This window comes from Amycolatopsis sp. cmx-4-83 (assembly GCF_046548815.1).
Lineage (GTDB): Bacteria > Actinomycetota > Actinomycetes > Mycobacteriales > Pseudonocardiaceae > Amycolatopsis > Amycolatopsis pretoriensis_A.
The window spans coordinates 623,364-642,638 of the sequence record NZ_JAEBEF010000001.1 but is presented as its reverse complement, the minus strand read 5'-3'; the positions used below and the strand labels follow the sequence as shown (position 1 = coordinate 642,638).

25 protein-coding genes are annotated in these 19,275 nt (G+C 71.2%); 13 read left to right on the top strand and 12 right to left on the bottom strand.

Going from position 1 to position 19,275, the window contains the following annotated elements:
- Positions 1–17 precede the first annotated feature (17 nt).
- The 4 genes from yhjD to ACLJQM_RS03300 all read right to left on the bottom strand — a co-directional run bounded on the left by yhjD (position 18) and on the right by ACLJQM_RS03300 (position 3,515).
- Positions 18–1,028 (bottom strand): inner membrane protein YhjD, encoded by a 1,011-nt coding sequence (yhjD, locus tag ACLJQM_RS03315; RefSeq protein WP_360768487.1) that lies wholly within the window; start codon positions 1,026–1,028, stop codon positions 18–20.
- Positions 1,029–1,368: 340 nt separating this feature from the next.
- Positions 1,369–1,560, bottom strand: coding sequence for an AAA family ATPase (locus ACLJQM_RS03310; protein WP_410630109.1), 192 nt, complete (start codon positions 1,558–1,560; stop codon positions 1,369–1,371).
- Positions 1,557–2,591, bottom strand: coding sequence for a tryptophan--tRNA ligase (gene trpS, locus ACLJQM_RS03305; RefSeq protein WP_410630108.1), 1,035 nt, complete (start codon positions 2,589–2,591; stop codon positions 1,557–1,559). Before trpS ends, ACLJQM_RS03310 begins: the two co-directional genes overlap by 4 nt.
- A 570-nt stretch (positions 2,592–3,161) precedes the next feature.
- The gene (locus ACLJQM_RS03300; protein WP_247014852.1) at positions 3,162–3,515 is read right to left on the bottom strand and encodes a hypothetical protein; all 354 of its coding nucleotides are present in this window, start codon (positions 3,513–3,515) and stop codon (positions 3,162–3,164) included.
- Between the two features lie 454 nt (positions 3,516–3,969).
- Between ACLJQM_RS03300 and ACLJQM_RS03295 the strand changes: the two genes are divergently transcribed.
- The gene (locus ACLJQM_RS03295) at positions 3,970–4,698 is read left to right on the top strand and encodes a chitinase (protein ID WP_247014854.1); all 729 of its coding nucleotides are present in this window, start codon (positions 3,970–3,972) and stop codon (positions 4,696–4,698) included.
- Between the two features lie 60 nt (positions 4,699–4,758).
- Here the strand turns inward: ACLJQM_RS03295 and ACLJQM_RS03290 are convergent, their stop codons facing one another.
- Positions 4,759–5,586 carry an exodeoxyribonuclease III gene (locus ACLJQM_RS03290; RefSeq protein WP_410630107.1) on the bottom strand — a complete coding sequence of 276 codons (828 nt, stop codon included), beginning with the start codon at positions 5,584–5,586 and terminating at the stop codon, positions 4,759–4,761.
- A 91-nt stretch (positions 5,587–5,677) separates the two neighbouring features.
- On the opposite strand from ACLJQM_RS03290, the gene ACLJQM_RS03285 reads away from it, so the two are divergent.
- From ACLJQM_RS03285 to ACLJQM_RS03275, 3 genes are all read left to right on the top strand, one after another.
- Positions 5,678–6,415, top strand: coding sequence for an MBL fold metallo-hydrolase (locus ACLJQM_RS03285; protein ID WP_360768475.1), 738 nt, complete (start codon positions 5,678–5,680; stop codon positions 6,413–6,415).
- Positions 6,416–6,975: 560 nt separating this feature from the next.
- Positions 6,976–7,557 carry a TetR/AcrR family transcriptional regulator gene (locus ACLJQM_RS03280; RefSeq protein WP_410630106.1) on the top strand — a complete coding sequence of 194 codons (582 nt, stop codon included), beginning with the start codon at positions 6,976–6,978 and terminating at the stop codon, positions 7,555–7,557.
- Between the two features lie 79 nt (positions 7,558–7,636).
- Complete coding sequence (locus ACLJQM_RS03275) at positions 7,637–8,248, top strand: permease (RefSeq protein ID WP_410630105.1); 612 nt, start codon at positions 7,637–7,639, stop codon at positions 8,246–8,248.
- Between the two features lie 33 nt (positions 8,249–8,281).
- Here the strand turns inward: ACLJQM_RS03275 and ACLJQM_RS03270 are convergent, their stop codons facing one another.
- Positions 8,282–8,578 carry a hypothetical protein gene (locus ACLJQM_RS03270; protein WP_086858088.1) on the bottom strand — a complete coding sequence of 99 codons (297 nt, stop codon included), beginning with the start codon at positions 8,576–8,578 and terminating at the stop codon, positions 8,282–8,284.
- 183 nt (positions 8,579–8,761) lie between these two features.
- Positions 8,762–9,985, bottom strand: coding sequence for an NADP-dependent isocitrate dehydrogenase (locus ACLJQM_RS03265; protein ID WP_247014864.1), 1,224 nt, complete (start codon positions 9,983–9,985; stop codon positions 8,762–8,764).
- A gap of 257 nt (positions 9,986–10,242) precedes the next feature.
- On the opposite strand from ACLJQM_RS03265, the gene ACLJQM_RS03260 reads away from it, so the two are divergent.
- Genes ACLJQM_RS03260 through ACLJQM_RS03245 form a run of 4 tightly spaced genes read left to right on the top strand, consistent with a single transcriptional unit; the run spans position 10,243 to position 12,468 of the window.
- A complete protein-coding gene (locus ACLJQM_RS03260) occupies positions 10,243–10,752 on the top strand; it encodes a hypothetical protein (protein WP_360768463.1) in 510 nt (169 codons plus the stop codon).
- A 25-nt stretch (positions 10,753–10,777) separates the two neighbouring features.
- Positions 10,778–11,158 carry a DUF2203 domain-containing protein gene (locus ACLJQM_RS03255; RefSeq protein ID WP_360768460.1) on the top strand — a complete coding sequence of 127 codons (381 nt, stop codon included), beginning with the start codon at positions 10,778–10,780 and terminating at the stop codon, positions 11,156–11,158.
- 9 nt (positions 11,159–11,167) lie between these two features.
- On the top strand, positions 11,168–11,785 hold the full coding sequence (locus tag ACLJQM_RS03250) for a class I SAM-dependent methyltransferase (RefSeq protein ID WP_410630104.1): 618 nt from the start codon (positions 11,168–11,170) through the stop codon (positions 11,783–11,785).
- Entirely contained in the window at positions 11,782–12,468 is a 687-nt protein-coding gene (locus tag ACLJQM_RS03245) for a hypothetical protein (RefSeq protein ID WP_410630103.1), read from the top strand. The genes ACLJQM_RS03250 and ACLJQM_RS03245 overlap by 4 nt, the downstream gene beginning before the upstream one ends.
- On the opposite strand, the gene ACLJQM_RS03240 is transcribed toward ACLJQM_RS03245, so the two are convergent.
- Both ACLJQM_RS03240 and ACLJQM_RS03235 read right to left on the bottom strand, forming a co-directional pair.
- Positions 12,458–12,946, bottom strand: coding sequence for a hypothetical protein (locus ACLJQM_RS03240; protein ID WP_247014873.1), 489 nt, complete (start codon positions 12,944–12,946; stop codon positions 12,458–12,460). The two genes, ACLJQM_RS03245 and ACLJQM_RS03240, sit on opposite strands and share 11 nt — an antisense overlap.
- Positions 12,947–13,030: 84 nt before the next feature.
- On the bottom strand, positions 13,031–13,444 hold the full coding sequence (locus tag ACLJQM_RS03235) for a DUF2000 domain-containing protein (protein WP_360768451.1): 414 nt from the start codon (positions 13,442–13,444) through the stop codon (positions 13,031–13,033).
- Positions 13,445–13,493: 49 nt separating this feature from the next.
- Here ACLJQM_RS03235 and ACLJQM_RS03230 point away from each other — a divergent pair, with 49 nt between their 5' ends.
- On the top strand, positions 13,494–14,270 hold the full coding sequence (locus ACLJQM_RS03230) for a helix-turn-helix domain-containing protein (RefSeq protein WP_360768448.1): 777 nt from the start codon (positions 13,494–13,496) through the stop codon (positions 14,268–14,270).
- A gap of 31 nt (positions 14,271–14,301) precedes the next feature.
- Entirely contained in the window at positions 14,302–14,883 is a 582-nt protein-coding gene (locus ACLJQM_RS03225) for an HhH-GPD-type base excision DNA repair protein (RefSeq protein WP_410630102.1), read from the top strand.
- On the opposite strand, the gene ACLJQM_RS03220 is transcribed toward ACLJQM_RS03225, so the two are convergent.
- Together ACLJQM_RS03220 and ACLJQM_RS03215 are read right to left on the bottom strand one after the other, a co-directional pair.
- Positions 14,880–15,428 carry a hypothetical protein gene (locus ACLJQM_RS03220; protein WP_360768440.1) on the bottom strand — a complete coding sequence of 183 codons (549 nt, stop codon included), beginning with the start codon at positions 15,426–15,428 and terminating at the stop codon, positions 14,880–14,882. The two genes, ACLJQM_RS03225 and ACLJQM_RS03220, sit on opposite strands and share 4 nt — an antisense overlap.
- Before the next feature lie 10 nt (positions 15,429–15,438).
- A complete protein-coding gene (locus tag ACLJQM_RS03215; RefSeq protein WP_360768437.1) occupies positions 15,439–15,873 on the bottom strand; it encodes a TrmH family RNA methyltransferase in 435 nt (144 codons plus the stop codon).
- Between the two features lie 197 nt (positions 15,874–16,070).
- Between ACLJQM_RS03215 and ACLJQM_RS03210 the strand changes: the two genes are divergently transcribed.
- On the top strand, positions 16,071–16,259 hold the full coding sequence (locus ACLJQM_RS03210; protein ID WP_410630101.1) for a DUF1918 domain-containing protein: 189 nt from the start codon (positions 16,071–16,073) through the stop codon (positions 16,257–16,259).
- On the opposite strand, the gene ACLJQM_RS03205 is transcribed toward ACLJQM_RS03210, so the two are convergent.
- The gene (locus tag ACLJQM_RS03205) at positions 16,256–17,434 is read right to left on the bottom strand and encodes an MFS transporter (RefSeq protein ID WP_247014885.1); all 1,179 of its coding nucleotides are present in this window, start codon (positions 17,432–17,434) and stop codon (positions 16,256–16,258) included. The two genes, ACLJQM_RS03210 and ACLJQM_RS03205, sit on opposite strands and share 4 nt — an antisense overlap.
- Positions 17,435–17,542: 108 nt before the next feature.
- Between ACLJQM_RS03205 and ACLJQM_RS03200 the strand changes: the two genes are divergently transcribed.
- Together ACLJQM_RS03200 and ACLJQM_RS03195 are read left to right on the top strand one after the other, a co-directional pair.
- Positions 17,543–17,866: an ArsR/SmtB family transcription factor gene (locus ACLJQM_RS03200; protein ID WP_410630100.1), complete on the top strand. Its 324-nt coding sequence runs from the start codon at positions 17,543–17,545 to the stop codon at positions 17,864–17,866.
- 182 nt (positions 17,867–18,048) lie between these two features.
- Positions 18,049–19,230 carry an MFS transporter gene (locus ACLJQM_RS03195; RefSeq protein WP_247014889.1) on the top strand — a complete coding sequence of 394 codons (1,182 nt, stop codon included), beginning with the start codon at positions 18,049–18,051 and terminating at the stop codon, positions 19,228–19,230.
- Positions 19,231–19,275: the final 45 nt, after the last annotated feature.

Below are 19,275 nucleotides of genomic sequence, written 5' to 3'. Positions count from 1 at the left end.
TACCGCCCTGCTCGCTGTCAAGGCTTGCGACGGCCCCCGAACCACGCGAGCAGAGCGCCGGCCCCGAACGCACCCGCGACGGCACCGAGCCCCGGCCCGCGCTGCACGGTGACGCTCTGTTCGAGCCGCACCGGCGGCGGGGGCTCGACGACCTTGCGCTGGTTCTCCGTCGCCGTCGCCGTCCACGCCGTCACGAGCAGCAGGAAGCGGGAGACGAGGTTCGCGAACACCAGCAGGCCGATGACCGGCCCGAACAGCGCGAACGCCGGCGACTTCGTCACGCTGGCGAGGTAGACGGTGGCGGCCTGCTGCAGGATGACGAACCCGACGGCGGCGAAGGCGGCACCCTTCACGGCACTGCGCAGGGCGACGCGTTCGCGTGGCAGCCGGGCGATCACCCAGAGGAAGACGAGGGTGTTGGCGGCCAGGCCGAGCACGATGGTCGCGCCGCGGAGCAGGACGATCGCCCAGGTCTGCTGCTCGAGCCCGACGAGCTCGAGCAGGAACTGCCCGACCCCGCCGCCGACCGCGGTCAGCGCGAACGAAACGACCAGCGCCACACCGAGCCCGACCAGCGCGACGAGGTCCTTGCCGGTCTGCTTGAGGAACGGCTGCGGCTGCTTCTCCTGGCCCCACTGCGCGGTGAGCGCGTCACGCAGGTTCGCCATCCAGCCGATGCCGGAGTAGAGGGCGATGAGCAGACCGAAGATCCCGACCCCGCCACCGGACTTGAGCGCGGCGTCCACGATGCCCTTGACCAGGCTGCGCAGGCCTTCGGGCACGGAGTTGTTGATGCTGTCGGAGATCTGCTTGATGATCGCCGGGTCGTTGTTGACGACCAGGCCGACCACCGCGAAGGCGACCATCAGCAACGGGATGACCGACAGCACGCTGAAGTAGGTGATCGCGGCGGCGTAGTGGTTGCCGTACCGCTCGGTGAAGGCTTCGTTGGCGCGGATCAGGTGATCGAGCCACGGGTATTTCCTGCGCAGGCGCGGCAGGAGCTTTTCCTTCTCTTCGTTCGGCACTGTAAAACGCTAACCACGCCCGGTGACTCCTGCAACGCGAGCGGCTCAGGTGAGGGAGGCGACCAGGCTCGGCGGGCACCCGCGGCGCCTCCTGACCGCCGGTTGTCCACATCCCGCGGGGGTTGTGGACAACCGGCCCGCGCAGCGCCGCGAAAGCCTGGATCGTCGGTGGGCGCCGATAGACTGGAGCCGGGGACGCCCCCCAGGGAAGGGCGGGGGCCGCTTTCGGGGCGGCGGCTCCCGAGCGCAGTGAAAACATCGGCGGGCGCTCGTATCACCGGCCACTCGGCGAACCCCGGGCGGGCCGGCAGCTGCGGCACCACGACGTCGTGGCCCGCGGTCAGGTGCGTGCGGGCGGCCGCCGCCGCGATGTCGCAGGCCAGCAGCCCTGCCTAGCTCGGCGCCAGCCGCCGAGCGTTGCTCGGACCCGGTCGACGTCCAGGGCCAGGGTGGGCGGGTGGTCGTCGGCGTAGCGCCGGGCGAGCGTCGACTTGCCGCTGCCCGGCGGGCCGTCGAGCAGGAGCAGCTTCACCGCACCGGCGGGAGGAAACCGATCCGCTGGTAGGTCTTGGCCAGCGTCTTCGACGCCACCTCGCGGGCGCGCTCGGCGCCGGCGGCGAGGACCTTGTCCAGCTCCGCGACGTCGTCCAAATAGGACTTCACGCGGTCCTGGATCGGCGTGACCCACTCGACGAACACCTCGCCGAGGTCCTTCTTCAGGTCGCCGTACCCCTTGCCTTCGTAGGCGGCTTCGAGGTCGGCGATCGGCCGCTCGGTGAGCGCCGAGTAGATGGTCAGCAGGTTCGAGACGCCCGCCTTGTTCTCGGCGTCGAACTTGACCTCACGGCCGGTGTCGGTGACCGCCGAGCGGATCTTCTTCGCCGAGCGCTTCGGGTCCTCGAGCAGCTCGACGAGGCCGTTCGCGGTCGACGCCGACTTGCTCATCTTGCTCGTCGGGTCTTGCAGGTCGTAGATCTTCGCCGTGTCCTTGATGATGAACGGCTCGGGCACGACGAACGTCTTGCCGAGGCGGTTGTTGAAGCGCTGCGCGAGGTCGCGCGTGAGCTCGAGGTGCTGGCGCTGGTCCTCGCCGACCGGGACGGCGTCGGCCTGGTAGAGCAGGATGTCCGCGGCCTGCAGGATGGGGTAGGTGAAGAGGCCGACGCTGGAGCGGTCCGAGCCCTGCTTGGCGGACTTGTCCTTGAACTGCGTCATCCGGCCGGCCTCGCCGAAGCCGGTCTGGCATTCGAGGACCCAGCTCAGCTGCGCGTGCTCCGGCACGTGGCTCTGCACGAAGAGGGCGCTGCGCTGCGGGTCGATGCCGATGGCGAGCAGCTGCGCGGCCGAGACGCGGGTGCGCTGGCGCAGCACCTTCGGGTCCTGCTCGACGGTGATCGCGTGCAGGTCGACCACGCAGTAGAACGTCTCGTGCGTGTCCTGCATCCGCACCCACTGGCGCAGGGCACCGAGGTAGTTCCCGAGGTGGAACGAGTCAGCGGTCGGCTGGATCCCGGACAGGACCCGCGGACGGCGTGCGGCTGCGACGGTCTGCTCTTCGGACACACCGGGATTCTTCCAGGCCGAGCCGAGCGACAGGCGGCGAGGGCCCTCGGTGGGCGGGTCCGGGGTGGGGGCGGGCCGGGTTTGCCGCGGACAGGCGGCTCGACGGCGACGGATGGCTCGGCAGGTCAGCGGCCCTGGCAAGCAGGCACCCGGGGTTCACGGCAGCTTGCGCGGCGACGGTTCGACCGCGGAGCGGCGAACGGCTCGGCAGGTCAGCGGCCCCCGGCAAGCAGGCACCTGGCTTCACGACGGCTTGCGCGGCGGACGGTTCGACCGCGGAGCGGCAAACGGCTCGGCAGGTCGGCGGCCCTGGCAAGCGGGCTCGCGGCGGGCGGTTCGACCGCGGAGCGGCGAACGGCCCGGCAGGTCAGCAGCCCTGGCAAGCGGGCTCGCGGCGGCCAGGCGGCACCGGATGGCTTGACAAGTGAGCGACCTCGACAGCTCAAGGGGGCGGGCTCGGCCAGCTGCCACACGGGCATGCGCGAGTTCCGGCCTGCGAATCCGCCGACGTGTTCCGACCGACGTGCGCGGCGACTCCCGCAGTCAGGTGGGCGCGTGCGGCGCCCGGGGTCAGGCGTGCGGGTGCTGGGTGAGGAACGGGCGGGTCGGCGTGGCCTCGGGCTCGCCGAGGACGGCCTCCGCCATCGCCGTGACCGGGCCCGGGGCTTCGGGGGCCGCCGGGGCGGCTTCGGCGACTCGGTTCTTGCGGCGCTGGCGCAGCACACCCAAGGTCATGCCCACGATGCCGAGTGCGACCGCGACCAGGCCCACCGGGCCGAGTACGCCGAAGCTCTCCGCGGTCGTTTCGGCCTGTGCGGTCGTCGTGACGTCGGCGAACGCGCTGCCGCCGCCTGCGACGAGCAGGGTGGCCGGGATCAGCGCGACCACCGCGGCCGCGCGGAAGCCGCGCAGCGTGGACCGCAACAGGAGATGACCTGGGTTGCGCACCGGAGTGCCTCCCGCGATTGACGAGCGAAACGCTCACCCATACGAGTGAGACGCTGCGTGCTGCTGGTCAAAAAGCTACCGAGCGTGTCAAGGCCTGGCGGCCCGATCGGCTCGGGGGCCGAGAGTAGCGCCCAACCAGGACCACGGTCCGGGCACCCCTGCGGTTCACTCCCACCACCCAAGTGGGTGTTGCGGAAGACGGAACGCTCGTACTCAAAGTAGAGCTTGGCCGATCCGTGTCCGCTCAGCTGTCGCCCGTTCGTCGCAATATCGGCTCACGCTGTGCCATTCGCCGCAGCGCTCGCTGGTCCGATCGCGTCGTCTTAATCGGAAAACTTTTCACTCAATAGTGATTGGTCTATACCTCTTGGAGTAGCCCGTTCGGCTCGGTCGGACCGCGCACGACCGGCGTGATCAAGAGGAGTCCCGGATGTCGATTGCACGGTTCTTGAAGCGCACCGGAGTGGCGGTGAGCGCGCTCGCCGCGGCGGCCGCCGCCGTCGTGCTGCCGGCCACCAGCGCGTCCGCCGCGGCGGACGCCTCGTTCGTCGTCAGCGAGGCCCAGTTCAACCAGATCTTCCCCGACCGCAACAGCTTCTACTCCTACAGCGGCCTGACCGACGCGCTGTCGGCCTACCCCGGCTTCGCCAACACCGGCGACGACACGGTCAAGAAGCAGGAAGCGGCGGCGTTCCTCGCGAACGTCAACCACGAGACCGGCGGGCTCGTCTACATCGTCGAGCAGAACACCGCCAACTACCCGCACTACTGCGACGCGAGCCAGCCCTACGGCTGCCCGGCCGGCCAGGCCGCCTACTACGGCCGCGGCCCGATCCAGCTCAGCTGGAACTTCAACTACAAGGCCGCCGGTGACGCGCTCGGCATCGACCTGCTCGGCAACCCGTACCAGGTCGAGCAGAACTCGGCCGTCGCCTGGAAGACCGGCCTCTGGTACTGGAACACCCAGACCGGGCCGGGCACGATGACGCCGCACGACGCGATGGTCAACCAGCGCGGGTTCGGCGAAACGATCCGCAGCATCAACGGCTCGATCGAGTGCAACGGCGGCAACCCCGCCCAGGTGCAGAGCCGGATCGACAAGTACACGCAGATCACCGGGATCCTCGGGGTCCCGGCCGGGAGCAACCTTTCCTGCTGAGCCGGGCGCGGCGACAAGGGCCTTCCCGGTTCGCGCCGGGGAGGCCCTTTTCGCGCCGGGCTAACCGTTCCAGGCCGGGAAGTCGACGTCGTAGGTCGCGGTGACCGGCGCGTGGTCGGACCAGCGCTGGTCGTACGCGGCCGCGCGTTCGACCACGACGTCGACGACCTTCTCGGCGAGGCCCGGCGTCGCGAGCTGGCAGTCGATGCGCCAGCCGGAGTCGTTGTCGAAGGCCTGGCCGCGGTAGGACCACCAGGTGTAGGGGCCGGGGCCTTCGGGGTCGAGCCGGCGCTGGACGTCGCTGTAGCCCGCCTCGGTGTAGACCCGGCCGAGCCATTCGCGTTCCTCGGGCAGGAAGCCGGAGTTCTTGCGGTTGCCGCGCCAGTTCTTGAGGTCGGCGTTGGCGTAGGCGATGTTCCAGTCGCCGACGACCACGACCTCGCGCCCGGCCGCGGCGGCCTTCGCGCGCAGCTCGACCAGGTAGGGCAGGAACGCGGCCATGAAGCGCTCCTTCTCGTCCTGGCGTTCGGTGCCGACGTCCCCGCTGGGCAGGTACAGGCTCGCGACGACGACGCCGGGCAGGTGGACTTCGAGGTAGCGCCCGCTGTCCTCGAACTCGGGCTCCCCGAAGCCGACGCGCACCTCGTCGGGCTCGACGCGGCTGTACACGGCGACGCCGTTGCGCCCCTTGGCGGCCGACGGCGCGTGCGCCGCGAACCACCCTTCGGGCTCGACGACCGACGCGGGCAGCTGATCCGCGGTGGCGCGCACCTCCTGGCAGCAGACGACGTCGGCCATCGTGGCGGCGAGCCACTCGACGAAGCCCTTCTTGGCGGCGGCACGCAGGCCGTTGACGTTCACGGTGGAGACGGTCAGCACGTCCTGCACGCTACCGGCCGGGCGGGCGCGTCCGGGCCGGCGGGGCCGGTCGGCGAAAACCGCTCCGCGCCGGCGCACGCGCTCTGCGAGACTGCCGCGCATGAGCCAGTTGACCGTGCTCGGCAGTTGCGGTGCGTGGCCGGAGCCCGGCCGGGCGTGCGCCGGATTCCTGCTCTCGCACAACGGTTTCCGCGTCGTGCTCGACCTCGGGTACGGCGCCGCCTCGCGCCTGTTCGCGCACTGCGGCGACCGGCTGCCGGACGCCGTCGTCGTGACGCACGAGCACCCTGACCACTGCGCCGACGTGAGCGCGCTCGGACGGGCCTGGCACTACACCGGACCGCCCGGTGAGCGGCTGCCGCTGCACTGCACGCCCGGCACCGTCCGGCGGCTCGAGGCGATGGAGCCGCGGCCGCACCCGGCGGAGCTGTTCGCCGTGCACGATCTCGGCGCGCCGGCCGAGGTCGGGCCGTTCCGGCTCACGTCGTACCCGCTGCCGCACTACCTGCCGAACTTCGGCGTGCGGCTCAGCGCGCCCGGGCTCACCGTGGCCTACACCGGGGACACGGGGCCTTCGCCGGTGCTGGCCGAGCTCGGCCGGGACGCGGACCTGGTCATCTGCGACGCCACCCTCCGCACCCCACCGGCGGAGGGGGAGCCTCGCTATCTGATGACCGCCGCCGAAGCGGGGTACTGGGCGGAGGAAGCTGGGGCCCGGCGGTTGCTGCTGACCCACTTCTGGCCCGGTACCGATCGCGCCGCCGCGGCCGAGGAGGCCCGTGCCGAGTTCGGTGGTGAGGTGCTGGTCGCGGAGGAAGACCTCGCGATCGCGCTCTGATCCGCGCCTCGCTCGCGCCGCCGCAGACGCCTGAGCCGAGTCCCGGGCGAGCTGCCAGTCGCGGACGCGGACCCTCGCTAAGACCCTCTGACCCACGCCTCGCTCGCGCCGCCGCAGACGCCCGAGCCGAGACCGGAGCGAACTGCCAGCGCGGACGCAGACCTCGCGAACGCCCTCTGGCTCGGCACCAACACCCCAGCCGCTCACGTCGAATCCCGCACCAAGGCCCCGGTCGCCCAGGAGGGCCTCGCGATCGTGCTCCGACCCCCGTCGAAGCACGTTCCCCACGCTCGATCCCACCCAGGCCGCACCAGCACCCGACACCCTCACCCGGCTTCCGCTGCCCGCGGAACTCCCCCTGGAGACCCCGCGGACGTCGCTTCCGGCTCGTGCCGCATTCAGTTGTCGCCCGTCCCCGGGCGTTCCCCTCCTCTCCGGCGGACAAGCCCGCCACCTGTGCGTTTCGACGTGATCAGTTCTAGCACCCACCACCGACAAAAACGGGCCCTTGACGCCTCAAGCTACGAGCCTTAGCTTTAAAGCTATGCAGGATAGCCAAGATGTCCCCTAGAGCCGGCCTGACCACCGACGCCGTGGTCACCCTCGCCCTCACCGTCGTCGACGAAACCGGCCCTGACTCGCTCACCCTCGCCAAGGTCGCCGAACGCGCCAACGTCGCCGCGCCCTCGCTCTACAAGCACGTCAAAAGCCTCGCCGACCTGCGGCGGCTGATCGACCTCCGCGTCGTCAGGGAAATGGCCGACGCCCTCCGCAGCGCCGCGACCGGGCGCGAAGGCGGGGAAGCCGTTGCCGCGTTGGCCGACGCCTACCGCGACTACCTGCGGAAACACCCCAGGCGCACCCAAGCGCTCGTCACCGCGCCGGACGCGGCCGACGTCGAACTCAGCACCGCGACCCACGCCGTCGCCGAAGTCGCTTTCGCCGTGCTCCGGCCGTTCGGCTTCGACCACGACCGGGCCGTGCACGCCACGCGCTGCATCCGCGCCGCCGTGCACGGGTTCGCCGGGCTGGAAGCCTCCGGGGGGTTCGGGCGGCCGGAAGACATCGGCGAGAGCTTCGAAGTGCTCAAGGAAATGCTCGTCCAGGGCCTCGCGAACTGCGCAGAACAGGACAGGAAATGACCTTCATCCTCGCCGTGCTCTTCTTCACCGTCGGGCTGGGTGTGCTCGACGCCCGCTTCCCGTGGACGGAGGCCCGCAGATGATCGCCGGACACTTCGGGCTGGCCGCCGCCGTCAAGGCCGGGCGGCCGGCGATCCCCGTCTGGACGCTCATGCTCGCCACCGCCTGGCTCGACGTCGTCTTCGCGCCGCTCTACCTGAGCGGCATCGAGACGGTCGACGGCGCGGGTTACGGCGGCGGCGTCATCCACGCCGACTACACGCACTCCCTCGTCGGCGCGCTCGTGCTCGCCGCCCTCTTCGGCGCGGTCGCGGGCAAGTGGCTGGGCCGCGAAGCCGTGACATCCGCGGCTTCGCCCCAGGCCGGGGGCTCCGCCACCCGGAACCCCCGCAAAGAAGTCGGGCTGGTCCTCGCCGGTGTCGTGTTCTCGCACTGGGTGCTCGACCTCGTCGTGCACCGCGCCGACCTGCCGATCCTGCCCGGCAACGCCGGTGACCTGCCCACGTTCGGCTTCGGGCTCTGGCGGCTGCCCGCCGTCTCGGCCGTCGTCGAGCTGCTGATGCTCGCGATCGGCATCGGCCTCTACTGGCGCGCCGCCGCGAAGCGCGATCCGAAGCGCGCTCGCACGCTGGGCCTGTCGGCCGCGGTGTTCGGTGTCGCCACCCTCGCGGCCGACCTGCTCGGCGTCTGACAGTTCGAGCCCGGACGGCTCAAATCCGGCGGATCAGCAGGTGGAGCCCTCGACGGGCTGGGTGAAGGCGGCCGCCACCCACTTGTCGTCGGCCACCTTGCGGAAGCCGTTCTGCACGCCCGGCAGGGCGTCGAACTGCGCGTCGCGCAGGTACTTGCCGACGATCTTGGCGTTGCCGTCCGCCGTCTCGCGGGCGTTCAGGACGTCCGCGGTCACGGTCACCTTGCAGCCGGTGGCCGAAGCACCCGAAGCCTGCTTCCCCGTGTTCATGGCGTACACGACGATGACCAGGACGATGGCGCCCAAGATGATCAGAGTCTTCTTCGACATGCCTTCCTCCAACCGAGAACCCCGTCCTCCGCCAAGGGTAGGCAATCCTTTACCCGGACCGACAGCGCCGTACGCAGCAACCACCCGGAGGCGCCAACGAAGTCACCGCGAAGTGACGCGCTGTGCACGAAGAAAGCCCCCTTCCCGACGAATCGGGAAGGGGGCTTCTCAGCGACTGGGAACTCAGCCCTGGGCGATCTTCTTCGCCAGGTTGTCGTCCAGCGTCGCGAGGAACTCCTCGGTCGTCTGGAACGGCTGGTCCTTGCTGATGAGCAGCGCGAGGTCCTTGGTCATCTGACCGGCCTCGACCGTCTCGACGACGACCTGCTCCAGCGTGTTCGCGAAGCCGATCAGCTCCTGGTTGCCGTCCAGCTTGCCGCGGTGCTCGAGGCCGCGGGTCCAGGCGTAGATCGACGCGATCGGGTTGGTCGACGTCGGCTTGCCCTGCTGGTGCTGGCGGTAGTGCCGGGTGACCGTGCCGTGCGCGGCCTCGGCCTCGACGGTCCGGCCGTCCGGCGTGCGCAGCACCGACGTCATCAGGCCGAGCGAGCCGAAGCCCTGCGCGACCGTGTCGGACTGGACGTCACCGTCGTAGTTCTTGCACGCCCAGACGTAGCCGCCCTCCCACTTCATCGCCGCCGCGACCATGTCGTCGATCAGGCGGTGCTCGTAGGAGATGCCCTTGGCGTCGAAGTCGGCCTTGAACTCGGCCTGGAAGATCTCCTCGAACACGTCCTTGAACTGGCCGTCGTAGGCCTTGAGGATCGTGTTCTTGGTGGAGAGGTAGACCGGCAGGCCGCGGTCGAGGCCGTACTGCAGGGACGCGCGCGCGAAGTCCTCGATCGACTTCTTGTAGTTGTACATCCCCATCGCGACGCCGCCGCCCTCGGGGAACTTCGCGACCTCGAACTCCATCGGCTCGGAGCCGTCGTCCGGGGTGTAGCTGATGGTCAGCGTGCCCGGGCCGGGGACCTTGAAGTTGGTCGCCTTGTACTGGTCGCCGTGGGCGTGGCGGCCGATGATGATCGGCTTCGTCCACGTCGGCACCAGCCGCGGGATGTTCTGGATGACGATCGGCTCGCGGAAGATCACGCCGCCGAGGATGTTGCGGATGGTCCCGTTCGGGGACAGCCACATCTTCTTGAGGCCGAACTCTTCGACGCGCGCCTCGTCGGGGGTGATCGTGGCGCACTTGACGCCGACGCCGTGCTTCTTGATCGCGTTCGCGGAGTCGACCGTGACCTGGTCGTCGGTGCGGTCCCGCTCCTCGATACCCAGGTCGTAGTAGTCCAGGTTCACGTCCAGGTACGGGTGGATCAGCTTGTCCTTGATGAACTGCCAGATGATGCGGGTCATCTCATCGCCGTCGAGTTCGACGACGGTGCCCTGGACCTTGATCTTGGCCATGAGCAGCGGTGCTCCTTCCGCGGATCTTCGCGTTCTTCTTTTAAGTCTCGCCGGTAGCGGTACAAGCGTACTGCTTGACCGAGCTGGATGGTTCCAGTAGTGGCCGGTATCAAGTCTCCACCCGCCGGTTGTGGCGCAGCTCACGGGGCCGCGCCGACCGCTCGGCCCGGCCGACCGCTCGTCGAGCGAGCGTCGCGTTCCGCGGTGAACCAAGGCACGATGCCACCCGTGAACCCATCATGCGGGAGGTGACGGCCATGTCGACCCATCGGTACGCCGACTACGAAGACGACTACGAGGACTACGAAGACAGCACCGACGTCCGCGACGAACGGCCGCGCCGAGGTGCCGCGCACGTCGTCAGCGCGCTGGGCGGGCTCGTGCTCACGCCGGTGGCCCTCGGGCTGCTGAGCTGGGGCGGCCTGCGCCAGCAGCAGCTGATCCAGGCCACGCTCAGCACCAACCGCGACGCGCTGGGCATCGCGCTGCTGGCCGGCGGGGCGATCCTGCTGCTGGTCGTGGCCGCGCTCGGCGCGCTGTCCGCGGTCGGCCCGATCCTGGGCGGGCTGATCTACGGCGTGCTGCCCGGCGTCGCCGCGATGGCCGTGCCGGAGTGGGGGTTCCGGCTGGTCAACCTGATGCCGAAGAGCGACATCGCGTACGGCGTCATGGACTTCCTCTTCATCGGCGCGCTGCTCGGGGTGGGCTTCCTGCTGGTCGGCAGCGGGCTGGCGAACGCGCTGGTGCGGCGGCGCCGCGAGAGCTGAACCCCGCCGGTGGCAAAATCGGCGGATGGGACTGTTCACCGTCGCGGAAGCGCGTGACGAACTGGCGCGGCTGCGGCCGGTCCTCGACGAACTGGTGCGCGTCCGCGCCGACGCGGCCGAGCTCGCGGCGGCGCTGCGCCCGGGCGGCCGGGCCACCGAGCTGGGCGGGCTGCCGGAGTGGAAAGCCGCGCAGGCGCGCCTCGACGACCTCATGACGACGGTGCAGCGCACCGGCGCCGAGCTCAAGGGGTTCGCGCCGCTGCTGGTCGACTTCCCGGCCGAGCTCGACGGCACCGACGTGCTGCTGTGCTGGCTCGAGGGTGATCACGAGCTGGGCTGGTACCACCGCACCGACCTGGGGTTCGCCGGTCGTCGCCGGCTGAAAACGGCTGGTGGGCCCGGCTAGGTTGGGTCGGTGGACCACGACTCGAGGGCAGCCCTCTTCGACAGCACGGCCGAGCACTACGACGAAGACACCTTCCACGCTTCGGTGGCCGAGGCGCTGGTTTCGCCGCTGCCCGGCTCGCCGGGGCTGGTGCTCGACGTCGCCACCGGGACCGGCGTCGCGGCGTACGCGGCGTTGTCGCTGAAGCCGTCGCGCGTGCTGGCTGTCGACTTGTCGCCGGCGATGCTCGCCCGCGCTTACGCGAAGGCGCCTTCGCTGGATCCGGACAGGGTGATCTCGTGGCAGGTCGCGCCCGCGGTGCCGATGCCGGCCGCGGACGGGTCGGCCGGCGTCGTGCTGTGCGCGTCCTCGCTGCACTTCCTCGGGGCGGTCGCCTTCGCGGACTGGCTGCGCGTGCTCCGGCCGGGCGGGCGGCTGGCGTTCTCGGTCGTTTCGGGGGCGCGGTTCAAGCCGTCGGGGCGGTTCGCGGACTTCGTGCCCCGTGACCTGTCGTTCCCGACCGACGAGGCCGGGGCGGCGGCGCTGGCGTCGTCGGCGGGGTTCGTGGACGCTTCGGCGCGGACGTTCACCATGACTGGCGGGGATCGGGTGCGGAGCGTGTTCCTGGTGCACGCGACGGCGCCGTGAACCTCGAACGGTTCGCCGACGGGCACCTGACGGACGTCACCACGGACGGCAGCCGGGTTTCGCTGCGGCTCGAGGCCTACGTGGAGTACCGGCTCGTGCCGGGTGAGATCTCGGTCGTCGAGGTCTTCGAGCTGAGCGCCGACCCGGCCGAGCTGGAAGCGGCCGAGCCGCCGTCGGCGGACCACGCGCTGGAAGAACCGTGGAGCTGGGAACACGACGGCCTCGTGACGGTCGAGTTCTTCGCCCCGCTGCGGATCCGCGTGACGGGCGCCGCCTTCGAGCTGAAGTCGCTGGGGGTCGAGCCGAGGCCGGTGCCGCCCCGGCCGGACCCGAGGCGCTGCACCTTCGAGTCCGCCGACGCGCTCGACCTCGCGACGCGGCTGGATCCGGGCGTCGTGTGGCGCACCTACGGCGGCGACGCGGGCGCGCCCGCCGATCCCGGCGGCTGGTTCCTCCAGCGCCGGGACCGGCTGGCGAATTCGCTGACCGGCGTCTTTTGCCGGGCGACGGACCCGGTGGTGTTCGAGCGCCACGACGCCGACGACGAGCTGTGGCGCGCGGTGCAACTGCTCGGCCGCCACACGCGCCGGGTGTCGTCCGGGAACTGCGTGTTCGAGCCCGCGGACTGGGTCACCTGGGTGACCACCGGGGCGCTGCCACCGGTCGAGCGGCTCAGGCCGTGAAGTGGACCTCGCCGCGGGTGGCCGGGCCGTCCGGGCTGCCGCAGTGCTGGACGAACGTCAGGTCCACGCCGGTCGCGTCGAGGCGGTCGATGGTGAAGTCCGCGTAGTCGTCGCCGCAGCCGAAGCCGGCGGTGACCGCCCAGAAGCCCGGGGTGCTCAGCGCCGGGTCGTCCTGGCCGCGGTAGCGCGCGCCCGTGTACGTCCCGGTGTGGAGGGTTTCCCCCGCCGGGGCGCTCAGCACGACGCGCAGGTAGTCGAAGTTCGCGTCGACGTCGACCGTCAGCTTCCCGTCGCGCTGCCACACGGTGATTTCGGCGCCCGGCGACGTGTAGTGGGCGCTGCCGGTCATCGGCCAGGCGCCCGCTTCCGAGGTGTAGTCCACCGTTCGCAGCGGGTCCGCCGAAGCGACCGGGACGAGCGCCAAGCCCAGCCCGGCCGCCGCCGTCAGGACCACGCCGGCGCGATGCAGTGATTTCACGGATTCTCCCCATTTCCGGCCGCTTTTTCGCGGCGCGCCGATCATGCTGGCAGCGCGCCTGGGCGCCGTACAGGGGGTTTCTACTCAGCGATGCAGCGACGCGCCCTTGAGGATCTTGTCGACCGCGTTCTTCGGGCCGTGCACCGCGAGCCCGGCCAGCGCGAGCTTCTCCCCCGGCACCGCGCGCACCGCGGCCCGGTTGTCGGCGTCGTTGCCCGTGTGGAACAGCTCGTCGGTGAAGATCGAAATCCGCAGGCCGCGGCCCAGCGCCCGCGTGTGCGCCGCGGTCAGCACGTCCGCGCCACCCGAAAACACCATGACCGGCTGGCCGAACATCGGCAGGTACTCGGTGCCGTCGGCGTCCGCGTAGGGCTCGCCCATCAGCTCCGGGGTCACGTGGGCGATGCCGCTCACCAGGAACGCGGTGACGTTCAGCCGCTGCCAGGACGCCAGGTCGTCGCGGAGCAGGACGGCGATCTTCGTGTCGAAGGAACTCATGACCGAAGACTCACCCGCCGGCCACCCGCGCGTCTTGTACGTTCTTGACATGGCGCACGTCGAAGCCTGGCGGCCGGCGGTCCCGGGGATCGCCGAGGTCTTCCACGCCCGCTTCACGACGCACGCCTACCCGTTGCACACGCACGACACGTGGACGCTGCTGATCGTCGACGACGGCGTCATCCGCTACGACCTCGACCGCCACCACCACGGCGCGCTCGGGCCCGCGGTGACGCTGCTGCCGCCGAACGTCGCCCACGACGGGCGGGCCGCGACCAGCCACGGCTTCCGCAAGCGCGTGCTGTACCTGGACACGTCGGTGCTCGGCGACGACCTGATCGGGGCCGCGGTCGACCGGCCGAGCCTCGCCGACGACCTGCTGCGCACCCGCATCCACCAGCTGCACGAGTCCCTAGCCCACCCCGGTGACGCACTGGAGGCCGAGAGCCGGCTCGCGCTGGTGGCCGACCGGCTGCAGACGCACCTGGGCCGGCCGGCGCGCCACGAACCGAAGCGCGGGCTGGCCGACGAGCTGAGGGACCTCCTCGACGCGAAGCTGCCCGAAGCGTTGACGCTCGCCGAAGCCGGCGAGACGCTCGGCGCGCACCCGGCGTACCTCGTCCGCTGCTTCGGCGCGAAGTTCGGGCTGCCACCGCACCGCTACCTGACGGGCCGCCGCGTCGACCGCGCGCGCCGCTTGCTGCTCGACGGCGCCCCGGCGGCCGAGGTGGCCGCGGCGGCCGGGTTCAGCGACCAGGCCCACCTGACGCGGCACTTCAAGCGGTACCTGGGTACGACCCCATCGCGGTACCCGAAGGCTCGTTGACCTGCGCGGCGGCTGTGTCAAGATGACGGGCATGCTGCGCGAACTGCACCTCACCGGCGACCCGGCGGGCGACAAGCTGCTCAACGAAGACCCGTTCGCCCTGCTCGTCGGGATGCTCCTGGACCAGCAGTACCCGATGGAGCACGCGTTCGCCGGCCCGCGGAAGATCGCCGACCGGATGGACGGGTTCTCGCTGGCGAAGATCGCCGCCACCGATGTCGAGGCGTTCGTCGAGATGTGTGTGGTGCCGCCGGCCATCCACCGGTACGGCGGGTCGATGGCGCGCCGCGTGCACGCGCTCGCGGAGCACATCATCGAGCACTACGACGGCCGGACCGAGGGCATCTGGCTCGACGGGCGGCCGAAGCCGGACGGGCCCGAGGTCCTCAAGCGGCTGCGGGCGCTGCCCGGGTTCGGGGAGCAGAAGGCCAAGATCTTCCTGGCCCTGCTGGGCAAGCAGCGCGGCGTCCAGCCCAAGGGCTGGCGCGAAGCGGCCGGCGCGTACGGCGACCGCGGCTCGCGCCGGTCGATCGCCGACGTCACCAGCGCCGAGACCCTCGCCGAGGTCCGGGCGTTCAAGAAGGCCGCCAAGGCCGCGGCGAAGACGGGCTAACGCACCCAGACGCGCAGCGGGCCCAGCGACCGCGCGCCGTGGTCGAGGGCGTGCCGCAGGGTGTCGCCGTGTTCGTAGCCGACCACCGGGACGCCCGGGAACGCCGCAGCCACCGCCGCGACCGCGCCCGGCCAGGCTTGCGGTGCGCCCGAGAAGTTGGACAGGCCGGCCACGCCGTCGCCGCGGTGGGCCACCACCTGGTGCTCGCCGTGGGACAGCAGCGCCACCGACGGCCCCAGCGGGGACGCGGTCCGGTGCCAGCCCGGTTCGGGGACGCCCGGGCCGCACGCGAGCCACGTCGCTTCGAACAGCACCGAGAAGCCCGGCAGGTCCAGGGTCGCGAAGCTGTCCTTCACCGAGCAGCCCGCCGAGTCGTCGATGTACGGGAGGACGTCGGCGGCGGTGGCGTCGCGGGTCAGGGTTACCGCGTCCGGGTAGTACGCCCGCGTGCGCGTGGGGCTCGTCCACGCCCGGGGACGGAACTGCCCGCCGCACACCAGGTCGCACCAGGACGCGTTCTCCGCGACCGTCCACTTCAGACTCATCGAGGCCCTCTCACACCAGTCCGGCGAGTTTGTAGAGCACCAGGCTGCCCGCCACCGCGACGTTGAGACTGGCGCCGATGCCGACCATCGGGATCTCGACCACGGTGTCGAGCAGGTCGAGCACCTCCGGCGGGATGCCGGTCTGCTCGTGGCCGAGCACGGCGATCGTGCGGCCGCGGGCCGTGGGCAGGTCGGCCAGCCGCACCGCTTCCTCCGCCAGCTCGACGCCGACCACCCGGGTGCCCGCCGCTCGTTCGCGGTCGAGCCAGGCCGGTGGGTCGTGCACCCAGTGCACGCATGCCGGGCGCCGCAACGTGTTCCCGCGCCGCAGGGCCTCCGGGACCCACGGGAACCTCGGCACGGCCAGGCACGCGCCGACCGCGTCGCACGTGCGCAGCAGTGTGCCGAGGTTCGCGCCGTGCAACGGCCAGAGCGGGGCGGCCACCAGGTGGCCCCAACAGGGATGCGCTTTGCTCCGCCGGGTCTGCCGCAACTCCCGTGGGGTGCGGACCCGGACCGAGGGGCTCACCGGCGCCGAGGCGCGGCGCCTCCGATTTCGCTGATCACGCCCCAGATCCTAACCCGTTCGCCGGGACCGGGCGCCGGTTTTCGCTCCTACCCTGGATGCGGAGGTGAAACCCCATGCACGCCACAGCAGGAGACGAAATCCAGGTGCACGGCCGGACGGTGGGGTCGGCCGGGCAGCACGGCGAGATCCTCGAAGTCCGCGGGCCCGACGGCGCGCCGCCCTACCTGGTCCGGTTCGCCGACGGGCACGAGGCGCTCGTCTACCCCGGGCCCGACTGCGAAGTCCAAGCCCGCGCCGACTAACCGACCGCGACCTGTTCCCGGGGCTCGCGGACCCGCCCCCACGCCAAGCCCACCAGCACCAGGGCGACGAGGGTGAGCGCGGCCGCGATCTCGGGGAGCAGCAGCGGGCCGCCCGAGCTCAGGACCGCGCCGCCGACGATGCCGGACAGGCCGACGCCGAGGTAGATCGCGGACGCGTTGAGCGAGAGCACCAGGCCGGCGTGGCCCGGGGACAGCTCGATCAGGCGGTGCTGCACCGGCGGGCTGAACGACCAGGTCGCCACGCCCCACACGAACAGCGCGACCCCCGCCGCGATCGGCGTCGCCGTCGCGACCGGCAGCAGCGCCAGCACGACGGTGAGCGCGGCGACCACGATCAGCAGCGGCGTGCGCGAACCCCAGCGGTCGGTCGCCCGGCCGGCGGCGAAGTTGCCGATCGCGCCGCCGACGCCGTAGCAGAAGAGCAGCACCGTGACGGTGGTGCCGTGGACGCCCGCGGTCGCGGCCAGCAGCGGCGACACGAACGTGTAGACCATGAACGCGGCGAGGCAGCCGAGGACCGTCACGGCCAGCATGACGAGCACGCGCGGGTCGCGGCCGGCGGCGAACCGCTCGGCCAGCCGGACCTTCGGCGGCGCGGCGACGGCGGGCAGTGCGACGCGCACGGCCACCGCGCTCGCCAGCGAGAACGCCGCGACCAGCGCGAACGCCGTCCGGTAGCCGAGGTGCTGCGAGATCAGGCTGCCGAGCGGGACGCCGAAGATGAGCGCGACCGTGAGGCCACCGAACACCAGCGCGACGGCGCGGCCCCGGCGTTCGGGCGCGGTCAGCTCGGCCGCCACCGCGCTCGCGGCCGGCGTGAACACCGCGGCGCCGATCGCGGTCACCACCCGGGCCACCAGGAGCGAGCCGTAGCCGGGCGCGAGGGCGGCGAAGAGGTTGCCGGCGCCGGTGACGACGAGGGCGGCGACCAGCAGCGCGCGGCGCTCCCAGCCGCCGGTGGCGGCGGCGAAGATCGGCGACCCGATCGCGTACGCGATGGCGAAGGCCGTCACGAGCTGGGCGGCGGCCGTGGCTGTGACGTGCAGCTCGCCGGTCAGCGCGGGCAGCAGCCCGGCGACGATGTAACCGCTGGTCCCGACGCCGAACGCGCCGAACGCGAGAACCGAGATCCGCGGAGACGTGGGTGTGGACATGGGCTGAGGCCCCCAAGCGAAGCAGGATTGGTTCGACGAACGTCGTAGTTCGACAGTCACCGTACTACGCCGCTGCGACAATTTCGACAGCCGTCGTACAATGGGCTCATGGCCAAGTCCGTCACGCTGCCGCCGCTCGTCCACCCCGAGCGGGACGAGATCACCGTCGAAGGCGTGCTCCGCGCCCTCGCCGACCCGGTGCGGCTGGCGATCGTGCGCCAGCTCGCGGCCGCGGGCCACGAGATCGCGTGCGGCGGGCTGACCGTTTCGGTGACCAAGTCCACAATCACCCACCACCTGAGCATCCTGCGCCAGGCCGGCGTCGTGGCCGGCCGCCAGGAAGGCACGACCCGGTTCAACTCGTTGCGCCGCAACGACCTCGACGCCCTGTTCCCGGGCCTGCTCGCCGGAGTTCTGGCCGCTCCGCGCTGATCGCGGCGTTACGGTGTGGATCGTCACCCGCTTCCGGGATGACAACGACCCCCCTCGCTTGTTGGACTGTCCGTAGGCAGCTCACGGCGCTGGGGCCGAACGGCTGCCTTTCTTTATGACCCTGAACTGAACCGATCCAGAGATCGGCTGAGCAATCGATTTCCCACCTTGGAAGGAGTGCCGTGCCCGTCGCGCTGCTCGCGCTCGCCATCGGAGCTTTCGGCATCGGGACCACCGAGTTCGTCATGATGGGCGTGCTGCCCCAGGCGGCCGCCGACTTCGGCGTCGACATCCCGACCGCCGGCTACCTCATCTCCGGTTACGCCCTCGGCGTCGTCATCGGCGCCCCCCTGCTCACCGCGGCCGCCGTCCGGCTGCCGCGCAAGACCATGCTGCTGGCCATGATGGGCCTGTTCACGCTGGGCAACGCCCTCTTCGCGCTCTCCCCCAACCAGGAGTTCGGCGTCGCGTTCCGGTTCCTCGCCGGCCTGCCGCACGGCGCGTTTTTCGGCGCGGGCGCGGTCGTCGCGTCCAGTTTGGTCGGACCCGGCCAGCGCGCGAAGGCCGTGTCGATGATGTTCCTCGGCCTGACCCTGGCGAACGTCATCGGCGTGCCGCTGGGCACGCTGCTGGGCCAGCAGGTCGGCTGGCGCGCCACGTTCGGTGTCGTCGCCGTGATCGGCCTGGTCGCCGCCGCGGCCATCGCGAAGCTGGTGCCGCACCAGGGCAAGCCTGCCGACGCGTCGCTGCGGGGTGAGCTCGGCGCGTTCAAGCGGCCGCAGGTGCACCTCGCGCTGGCGATCGTCACGTTCGGGCTCGGCGGCGTGTTCGCCTGCCTGTCCTACATCACGCCGATGCTGACCGACGTCGCCGGCTACTCGCCGTCGAACGTCACGTTGCTGCTGTCGCTGGCCGGCGTCGGCATGACGATCGGCAACCTGCTCGGCGGCCGCCTGGCCGACCGCGCGCTGATGCCGGGCCTGTACGCGGCGCTGCTGTCCCTGGCGTGCGTGCTGGGCATCTTCACGATCACCGCGCAGGGCAAGGTCGGCGCGGCGATCACGATCTTCTTCGTCGGCGTCGCCGGGTTCATGATCGGCCCGATGATGCAGGCGCGGATCATGGAGAAGGCGGGCGGCACACCGTCCCTGGTGTCGGCCGCCGTCCAGTCCGCGTTCAACATCGCCAACTCGATCGGCGCGTACCTCGGCGGGCTGGTGATCGCCGGCGGCCTCGGCCTGGTGGCACCCAACTGGGTCGGCGCGCTGCTGGCCGTCTTCGGGCTCTCGCTCGCGGTCGTGTCCGGCGGGCTCGACCGGCGTGACGCCAAGGCCGAACGCCGCGAGCTGGCCCTCGCTTCCTGACCGCGACTCCCCCAAGCGCCACTTTCCCTATGAAAGTCGCGCTTG